The following is an 8938-nucleotide window of genomic DNA, read 5'->3' on the forward strand; positions in this document are numbered from 1 at the left end:
TCGCTCTGCTCAAGCATCAAAAGCGCCCACGGTTGGCAGCACGATGCAGGTCTTCCCGTCTGCGTAATCGACATTGCCGAACAGAGCGGCAAACACCTTGCCGTCACCGGTGTCGACGACCTTCGAGAGCAACGGCGTATCGAGTACGGGCAACTTCTCGTCCAACGGGACGATGCCGCCCTTGAACGTGCCGACGTTGATCCAGGCAACACTCAACCCTGAGGTCTTGGGTATGCCGACGTAACCCGGGATTGCCTGGAACCGGAGATGGTCGGCCTCGACCCACGGCGGCAACGGGAAGTTCGGACCGGCCTGTGCGGAGCTGAGGGTGACGGTGACGGGTTCACCGGCCACGCCACACCCGACCGTCGGTGCGGGGTACATGAACGACTGCGGCTTGGTGACGCCGATGTCCGGGAGATCGAGAGCGGTCGTGATCTGATCAGCGCCTGCCGTGCCGATCAACTGCTGAACAGCAGCAGAGGCTTCGGGGGAGATGGCTGCGGCCTGCGCGATCAGTGCGGCAATCCCTTCGGGTACCACCGGTTCTGCGGCCGCGGTTCCCGCGCTGATCATCGCGCTGCCGGCGGTGAGTGCCACGACGGCGGCAGTGCCGGCGATGGCAGCGGGAATGCGTCGGGCGAGTGTCTTGCCGGGGAGTCGGCTCATGTCGGGCTCCTTCATTTCATGAGGCCGGGAAATGCGGCCCGAAGTGACTTGACCATGCGCAGAGTCTCAACGTCAACTTGAGGTTTAGAATCGTTAGCGGAGCGTTAGTTAACGCCAGGCAAGTCGCACGTGCGTGAGAGAAGGCCCGTGTGACTCACGGCACCCACCTGTTTTGCACCTCTGCGTCGTTGTCGGGAGAAAAACCGGCCCCTCGAGCGTTGAACGAATAGACCGTCTGAAAGGGGACGTCATGATCGCCGCCGTATTTCTCCTCTACGTGATCGTCGAGATCGCAGCCTTGGTCATCGTGGGCAACGCCATCGGTGTCGCCTGGACAGTGCTGCTGTTTCTCGCCGGATCGCTTGTCGGATTGATCCTCATGCGCTCGCAGTGGCGACGGGTCATGGACGGGTTCCGTAAGGCCACGCGGGGTGAGGGATCGCCGTCACTGGCGGTCGCCGACGGCGCCTTGGTCGCGGCGGGCTCCGCGTTGATGTTCGTACCCGGACTCGTGACTTCGGTTCTGGGCCTGCTGCTTCTGATTCCGCCGACCCGCTGGGCGCTGCGCCCGCTTGCAGTGCTCCTGGCAGGTAAGCGCGCAGCAGCATTTGCCGCCGGTGGTGACGCCTTCGCCGGAACCGTCGGCTACGCGGCGCGGATGCGCGGAAACGGCGAGGTGATCGACGGCGAGATCGTCGTCGAGACACCCGAAACCACCGAGTACGTCGCCAGCAACGGCAAGGAACTGGTGCTCGAGGGTGAGATTCTGGACACGGATACACCCACCCGTTCGCGGGGGCCGCAGTACTAACAGGCAGACTGGGTGCTCGTGACTACTCGTCTGCTGGTCAACGGCCGGATCTACAGTTCATTTGCACCTGACGCGACCTCGATCGCCATCACCGACGGCACCGTCGTGTGGGTCGGCGACGAGCGCGCCGGACGGGCGTTGCACCCCGCCGCGGAGATCGAAGACCTGGGTGGTGCGTTCGTCACTCCCGGGTTCGTCGACACCCACGTCCACATCACCGCACTGGGACTCAATCTCGTCGGCCTCGATCTCGTGGGCGCGAACTCTCTGGACGAATGTCTCGCGCGAGTACGAACATTCGCAGCCGCGAACCCCGAAACTGCCCATCCCGACGCAGTCATCTGGGGACACGGTTGGGACGACACCGAGTGGGCCGAACAGACCCCGCCGTCGACCGCAGATCTCGACGCGGCCGCCCCTGGCCGCAAGGTGTATCTCTCGCGGATCGACGTTCACTCGGCCGCGTGCTCGAGCGCACTGCGCGACGGGATCTCCGGCCTCGCCGACACCGCTGGATACTCAGCCGAAGGCCCGTTGACGTTCGACGCACACCACCTGGCGCGCAATGCCGCTCGGAATCTGCTGACGGAAACTCAGCGCGCTTCTGCTCGTACCGCTGCGCTCGATCTCTGCGCCTCACGCGGAATCGTGGCCGTTCACGAGTGCGGGGGACCGGACATCTCGGGATTGACCGATTTCCAGGAACTGTTGGCCCACGATCACGGCGTGGAGGTTCGGGGCTACTGGGGTGAGCGTGTCGACAGCGAAGAGGATGCTCGCGCGCTCCTCGACAAAACCGGAGCAGACGGACTCGGCGGGGATCTCTTCATCGACGGCTCGCTCGGTTCGCATACCGCGTGGTTGCTCGAACCCTATGCAGACCAACCTGATTCGACGGGCAATGCCTACCTCGACGTCGACGCGATCGCCGCACACATCCGGGCCTGTACCCTCGCGGGCGTCCAGGCCGGGTTCCATGCCATCGGTGACGGCGCCGTCTCGTCGGCAGCTGCCGCGTTCCGCAGGGTCGCCGACGAACTGGGTGGCCCCAAGGTCGCCGCGTTGGGTCACCGCCTCGAGCACGCGGAAATGATGTCCATGGCCGACGCGGAAACCTTTGCCGCCTTGGGTGTCATCGCTAGCGTCCAACCGGTGTTCGACGCACTGTGGGGTGGCACCGACGGTCTTTACGCCACGCGCCTGGGAGTCGAGCGCGCAGCAGCGTTGAATCCGTTTGCACCTGCTGCCGGTAAGGGTGTCTCGCTCGCATTCAGCTCCGACGCCCCGGTCACCCCCATCGAGCCGTGGGCGATGCTGCGCGCCGCTGTCCAGCACCGCACCGACGGAAGTGGAATCTCGCCGCGTGCGGCCTTCTCCGCGGCAACTCGCGGCGCCTGGCGCGCGGGCGGAGTGCGGGACGGCGCCGCGGGAACCCTCAATCCGGGCGCACCGGCCTCCTACGTGTTGTGGGAGGCAGGCGAACTCGAAGTGAGCGCACCCGCCGACTCGGTTCAGCGATGGTCTACCGATCCGCGCTCGCGCGTACCCGCTCTGCCGAGGCTGGCGGAAGATGCGCCGATTCCGGTCTGCATCAAGTCGGTGCATCGCGGACGCGTCGTCTATCAGCGCGGCTCGTCGAGTGAGTGAGGCCGGCGCAGAGGCGTCTGTCGGTGATCGCTCCCGTGTGAGCGCTGTGCTCACCGGTTCCGCATGGCTACGTTCGCTGTACGCGGCCGCTGGTGGATTCCTGATCTTCGCAGGGTTCCCACCCCGCCCGCTGTGGTTCTTGGCGCCCGTCGGGATCGCTCTTCTGACGTGTGTGTTGACGAACTTCGGGCGCGGCGGACTGCGCCTTCGTGCCGGCTTCGGTTACGGATACTTGGCCGGTCTCGGATTTCTGGTTCCGTTGCTTCCGTGGATCGGTGTGTTCGTAGGTGCGGTCCCGTGGATCGCGTTGGCCGCGGTGGAGTCGTTGTTCATCGGACTGTTCGGGCTGCTTGCGGTTCTGGTGGCGAGGTTGCCATGGGCACCCTTGTGGATTGCCGCGACCTGGACGCTCACCGAGTGGCTTCGTTCCAGCGTTCCTTTCGGCGGATTTCCTTGGGGCAGGCTCGCATTCGGTCAATCCGAAGGGTGGCTCCTCCCACTTGCGAGTGTCGGCGGTGCGCCGCTGCTCAGCTTCGCGGTGGCCCTGACCGGTACCGGCTTGGCAGCAGTTGCAGTCGCTGTCGCGGCCAAACGATGGGACCGAGGATTCTTCGGAGCTGTTGCCGCTGCCCTCGTGCCCGTGATCATTGCTCTCGTGGTGTCGCCGTTCTTGTCCACCATGGATTCCGGTGATCGAACGATCACCGTCGCCGCCATTCAGGGAAGCGTTCCGAGGTTGGGCTTGGACTTCAACTCGCAACGCAAGCAGGTCCTCGACAACCATGTCGCCGAAACCGTGAAACTTGCTGCCGAGGTGGACGCGGGCCGCGTCGATCAGCCTGACGTCGTGATCTGGCCGGAGAACGCCTCGGACATCGACCCCCTGCGAAACGCCGATGCCGCTGCCGACATCACCCGGGCCTCCGAAGCGATCGGAGCGCCGATTCTTGTCGGCACCGTACTCGTGAACGCCGATCGTACGACCACCAATTCGGTGATCGTGTGGGACGGCGCCAACGGTCCTCAGGAACAGCACGACAAGAAGATCATTCAGCCGTTCGGCGAATACCTGCCCTACCGAAGCTTCTTCCGGAACTTCTCCTCGTACGCCGATCGCGCGGGCAATTTCGTTCCCGGCGAGGGCAACGGCGTTGTCCATGCAGCGGGGGTACCCATCGGTGTCGCGACTTGTTACGAGGTGGCGTTCGACCGGGCGTTCCAGGAATCGGTGCGCAACGGTGCACAGTTGCTGGCGGTACCGACCAACAACGCCACTTTCGGGGACACCGAGATGACCTATCAGCAGCTGGCAATGTCGCGTGTGCGGGCAGTCGAGCACGGCCGCGCCGTCGTTGTCGCCGCAACCAGTGGTGTCAGCGCCATCATCGCTCCCGACGGTGCGGTGACTTCGCAAACCGACCTGTTCGTGCCGGCGGCCCTGGTGGCGAAGGTGCCGCTCTCGACCAGCTCCACCCTTGCCAGCCGAGTAGGTCCGGTGCCGGAGATCGTGCTCAGCATCATCGCGGTCGGCGCGATTGCCATGGCAGTGCTGGCCCGGCGCCGAGATCAGGCTGAGCACTCACCCGAGGAGACTGCGGCAATCTGAGCCGAGCATCGGATATTAGGGCTGCCGATGTTCCGAGGAGCGCCTACGCGGGTACTCGCTGTGCCACCCGTTCCTGCGTAAGGCGGCTTCTTGTGACCGAGCCTGAGAAAACCGAGCCAGACAAGTCCGAGACCCGGGATGCAGTTCACAAAACCAGTGTCGTCGACGCGGTTCTGCAGTCACCGCTCGCCGGCCTGTCGCCGTGGATCTTGCTGTCCTTGCTCTCCGGGCCGGGAAGGTTCGAGGAATCCGCGGCCGCAGCCCTCGGGTTGTCGCTGCTGATCTTGGCGGCCAGTCACCGGCGCGGCGGCACCGTGAAGCTGTTGGAGGTCTTCGACGTCGTGTTCTTCGGCGTTCTGGCGGCCATCGGCCTCCTCGCGTCGGCGAACACGATTCGGTGGTTCGAACTCTGGGGAGGCGAACTGACCAACATCGCGCTGGTGGTCTTTGCCTTCGGATCGATCCTGCTCCGCAATCCTTTCACTTTGCAGTACGCGAAAGAGTCGACGCCTGAAGAGTATTGGACGACGCCACTGTTTCTGCGCATCAACTACGTCATTACGGCGGTGTGGGCTCTCGCCTTCACCTGGTCGGCCGTAGTGGGCCTGTTCGGAGACGCACTGCTGCACGACGGTGACAACTTCTGGACCGGATGGATTCTGCAGTTGCTCGGAACCTTCTTCGCGATCTCCTTCACCGAGTGGTACCCCGAGTATGCGCCGAACAAGGCCGCTCAGGCTCAGGGCCTCGAAACCGAACCACCGCAGTCGATTTTCAGGCTGTTCGACTTTTTGCCGGTGTTCGTAGCCGTGACCGGCATCGCGGGGTTGGTGACCGACTCCGTTTCCGTGACCGCAGGCGTCACGTTGATTCTGGTCGGCGTGTTCGGACATCTGGCGATGCGACGGTTCACCGTCGACTAGGAGCTCTCGGTGATCTCGCGCCTACGGGAACTTGGTGCACGATCGTCTCGATGACCGGCAGGTGCCGGCTGATGCACGGAATTTGTCCGTTTCTGCGATAGTCAGTGCGCCTGCCGTGCAATGGAAACGAGGGAAATTGAGCGTTATTTCGAGTACTGCACACAAGCACGAGCCCCTACACGGAAGACGTCCACCAGCGGATCACCGCTTCCTCGGATTCGACACACGAGTCTTTCCACACGCCCTCGCGATCTTGGCGGTGTGGATGCTCTGGACCGTGATCGTGCCCGCCATCGATTCCGCTGTCTCCTCCGAAGATCCAACCGGCGCCGGAGACCGGATGGCCGTGACCGAAACGGTCTCCTTCGCCGCACCTGCGGGCTGGAATGTCGACAGTGGTTTCCGAACCGACCAACATGGCGCGTCCGATTCGCTCCCACGTGTGACGTTGACCGATGGCACCGTCACCGTGAGCGTCGACGCCGACACATTCAGTGGAACTGCCGACGAACTCCTTTCCCAAACAGATGCCGTGAGTCTTGCGACGAACGGCAGTTCCGTGCTTGCGGTCTCCGGTGCGCGCCAGCCGATCAGCACCGCCGGGGGTCTGAGCGGCGTCCAGGTCAGCTTTGACACTCCGCGGTCCGCCGGATCGGTGACCACATTCGTCGTCGACGGCAAGGGAATTCGGGTACAGGTAGTCGGCCCACCCGATCAGATCGCCGCCCGCAGTCGAGAAATCACCGACATGATCGCCTCTATCGGCACACACGAGGGAGACACCAAGTGAGCACCGATCTCCTCGAAACCCGCTCCCGCGCATTCGATACGACGGCCTGGGGCGAGAAATTTCACTTCTTCCAGCCACGCAACGTCGTGTTCTGGATATACCTGTGGATGTGCGGATTCGGCCTCGTCAAAGGCTGGCAGATGTTTGCTCCCTTCGCCGGATACTTCGGGCGCGCACTCCTCGTTGCCGGCATCGTCGGCGTCATCAGCGCCGCGGTCTGGACATGGTGGTTCCGGCACATCGACCGCTACGAACGCCAACCCGTAGGACTAGTGGTCACCGGCTTCATCTGGGGCGCCACCGCAGCAACGTTCACTATCGCAGTACCCGCGAACGGAGCAGTCGGTTCGCTCTACTCGAAGATTTTCGGGCAGGTATGGGCTCAGGACTGGCATGCGGGCCTCTCTGCACCCTTCGTGGAGGAAACCGCCAAAGGCATCGGCATCGTAGTCCTCCTCGCGCTTGCACCACGCCTGGTGCGCACCGCAACCGACGGCCTGCTCCTCGGTGCTTTCATCGGCTTGGGATTTCAGACCAGCGAAGACTTTCTGTACTCGATTGCCGGCGCAACACAGGGCTTCGGCGCCCACCAAACCGACGGCCTGCTCGGTTCCATCGCCACCCGCACCTACTCCGACATCGTCTCTCATCCCCTGTTCACCGCCCTTTTCTGCGCCGGCGTGATCTATCTGATCGGCACCCCGGCCCAGCCCCGGCGGATCGGACGCGGATTGGCGTTGATCGTGGCACCCATCCTGATCCACGGCGTGTGGGATTCCATGCTCGCGATCGCCGGCGGCAGCAGTTCGCTCGTGTTTGTCATCATGATCGGCGACATCGTCTTCGCGTTCACTGCCTTGTGGATCGCGTTCGTCTGGGCGCACCCACGTGAATCCCACTTCGTCCGTGACATTCTCGCCCCGGAAATCGAGTCCGGCGTCCTGACCGACGCCGAGGTGACAGCCGCCGGCGGATGGCGACAACAACGCACTTACGCGAAAGCCGCACCCACTCGCGCCGAACGTCGCCAACGACGACATATCGTTCGTGCCGCGCTGGATCTGTGCAGCGACCTAGCTGTCAGCAAGGGCGACGACAGCCCCCAGGTCGTCGAATCACGCAACGAAATCACCCGCCTCCGCCAAGGAACCGCGGCACAGAGCATCACTCGGTGACAGGGAAGTAGCGGAAGAACCGTTCAGCACCGCAAAACATTCACCCACACCTCAGTCGGCCGGGTTGCTTGCCATCGTCACTTGGCAAGCAACCCGGCCGAGTGACTGGGCTACCAGTTCACTCCGTATCGAAGTTTGGTGTACCGAAGTTTGGTGTGCCGCGGGGTGGGGGATACAGCTCACACTGGTGCACGAAGCAGTGCCGATGGTTCTCCAGCGCAAGTCCAGGATTTGCGCACTGTCGGCCCGCGAGTGCGCCTGGATGCTGAATGACGTTGCCCTGAAGTGTCTTTGAGGACCGCGAAGCATCCTGAAGTTGCCACGTCGAAGAAGGGCCGAAGTATGACGTCGACTTGTGAACGATCACTCCCCGAAGAACGAGAAAGACCGCCCGGTGTAGAACCGGACGGTCTTGATCGAAGTGCTAGTTCATGCGCCGCGACGCTTGGCCTTCAGCAAATCGAGACGCTCTTTGAGGAGCTCTTCGAGTTCCTCGACCGAGCGACGCTCGAGCAGCATGTCCCAGTGGGTGCGGGGAGGCTTGACCTTCTTGGCTTCGGGAGCAGTCCCCTCCATGAGGGTGCCTTCGAGGCCGTTTCGGCACAACCAGGTGCCGGGGATCTCGGCTTCGTCCGCGAACGGGATGTCGAAGATCTCGCCGTTCTCGCACTTGTACTTGGCCATACGACGGGGCGCGAGGTCATGGTCACGGTCGGTCTCGTAGCTCACAGCTCCGAGTCGGCTACCTCGAAGTACGCGATCTGCCATGGTGGTGTCCTCTCTTCGTTCGTCACCGCTGGTGGGCGCCCTGACTTGGGGAGTAGACGCTCACACTCATCTACAACGCCACGAGCACCCGATTGGTTCCCGTGTGGCGAGAAGACGCAACCTCTCCATCTTACCGGGTACCGTGCGCGTTCATCGAAGGCGTCCGAATCTCGAGTACAGTGTCGATTCATGGCTGAGAGCACACGCGTCGGATCACCGCAGTCTGCGCGTTCGGGAAACCCGTGTGTGTGGTGTGGTCGAGAGGTCGCGGTGACCGGTGTCGGTCGTCGACGCCGGTACTGCAGCCAGTCTTGTCGACAGCGTGCGTACGAGCAGCGCAATGCCGTCAAGGGCACGTCGATCCCGGCTGACGCCGTCATCTTGACCGCAGTCGAAGCGGTCGAACTCGTGGATCGGATGTTCGAGGTCCGATGCGCTGCCGAAGATGTGGCGACAGCAGTTGCCGAGGGCGCAGAGAGTTCAGAGCTCACACAGTTGTGTGAACGGTTGACCGAGCTTGCCCGCGAAGCCGAACGTTTCCGGTAGAGC

9 protein-coding genes are annotated in these 8938 nt (G+C 63.3%); 7 read left to right on the forward strand and 2 right to left on the reverse strand.

Annotated elements, in window-relative coordinates; all coding sequences use genetic code 11:
• Window positions 1–9: 9 nt before the first annotated feature.
• A complete protein-coding gene (locus QRN54_RS27225; protein WP_003944837.1) occupies window positions 10–669 on the reverse strand; it encodes a hypothetical protein in 660 nt (219 codons plus the stop codon).
• Window positions 670–919: 250 nt separating this feature from the next.
• On the opposite strand from QRN54_RS27225, the gene QRN54_RS27230 reads away from it, so the two are divergent.
• The 6 genes from QRN54_RS27230 to QRN54_RS27255 all read left to right on the forward strand — a co-directional run bounded on the left by QRN54_RS27230 (window position 920) and on the right by QRN54_RS27255 (window position 7621).
• Window positions 920–1480: an FxsA family protein gene (locus tag QRN54_RS27230; protein ID WP_064074781.1), complete on the forward strand. Its 561-nt coding sequence runs from the start codon at window positions 920–922 to the stop codon at window positions 1478–1480.
• A gap of 12 nt (window positions 1481–1492) precedes the next feature.
• Complete coding sequence (locus QRN54_RS27235; RefSeq protein ID WP_218695019.1) at window positions 1493–3127, forward strand: amidohydrolase; 1635 nt, start codon at window positions 1493–1495, stop codon at window positions 3125–3127.
• Window positions 3128–3164: 37 nt separating this feature from the next.
• Complete coding sequence (gene lnt / locus QRN54_RS27240; protein WP_003944845.1) at window positions 3165–4733, forward strand: apolipoprotein N-acyltransferase; 1569 nt, start codon at window positions 3165–3167, stop codon at window positions 4731–4733.
• Window positions 4734–4825: 92 nt separating this feature from the next.
• Entirely contained in the window at window positions 4826–5656 is an 831-nt protein-coding gene (locus tag QRN54_RS27245) for a hypothetical protein (protein WP_064074779.1), read from the forward strand.
• A 136-nt stretch (window positions 5657–5792) separates the two neighbouring features.
• Complete coding sequence (locus tag QRN54_RS27250; RefSeq protein ID WP_228400993.1) at window positions 5793–6446, forward strand: hypothetical protein; 654 nt, start codon at window positions 5793–5795, stop codon at window positions 6444–6446.
• The gene (locus QRN54_RS27255) at window positions 6443–7621 is read left to right on the forward strand and encodes a PrsW family intramembrane metalloprotease (RefSeq protein WP_276116942.1); all 1179 of its coding nucleotides are present in this window, start codon (window positions 6443–6445) and stop codon (window positions 7619–7621) included. Before QRN54_RS27250 ends, QRN54_RS27255 begins: the two co-directional genes overlap by 4 nt.
• Window positions 7622–8050: 429 nt before the next feature.
• Here QRN54_RS27255 and QRN54_RS27260 read toward each other — a convergent pair whose 3' ends face one another.
• Window positions 8051–8389 (reverse strand): RNA polymerase-binding protein RbpA, encoded by a 339-nt coding sequence (locus QRN54_RS27260; RefSeq protein WP_003944971.1) that lies wholly within the window; start codon window positions 8387–8389, stop codon window positions 8051–8053.
• Window positions 8390–8578: 189 nt separating this feature from the next.
• Here QRN54_RS27260 and QRN54_RS27265 point away from each other — a divergent pair, with 189 nt between their 5' ends.
• On the forward strand, window positions 8579–8935 hold the full coding sequence (locus QRN54_RS27265) for a hypothetical protein (RefSeq protein ID WP_042450945.1): 357 nt from the start codon (window positions 8579–8581) through the stop codon (window positions 8933–8935).
• Window positions 8936–8938: the final 3 nt, after the last annotated feature.

The sequence above is a fragment of the Rhodococcus sp. MEB032 genome (assembly GCF_030208925.1).
Lineage (GTDB): Bacteria > Actinomycetota > Actinomycetes > Mycobacteriales > Mycobacteriaceae > Rhodococcus_F > Rhodococcus_F qingshengii.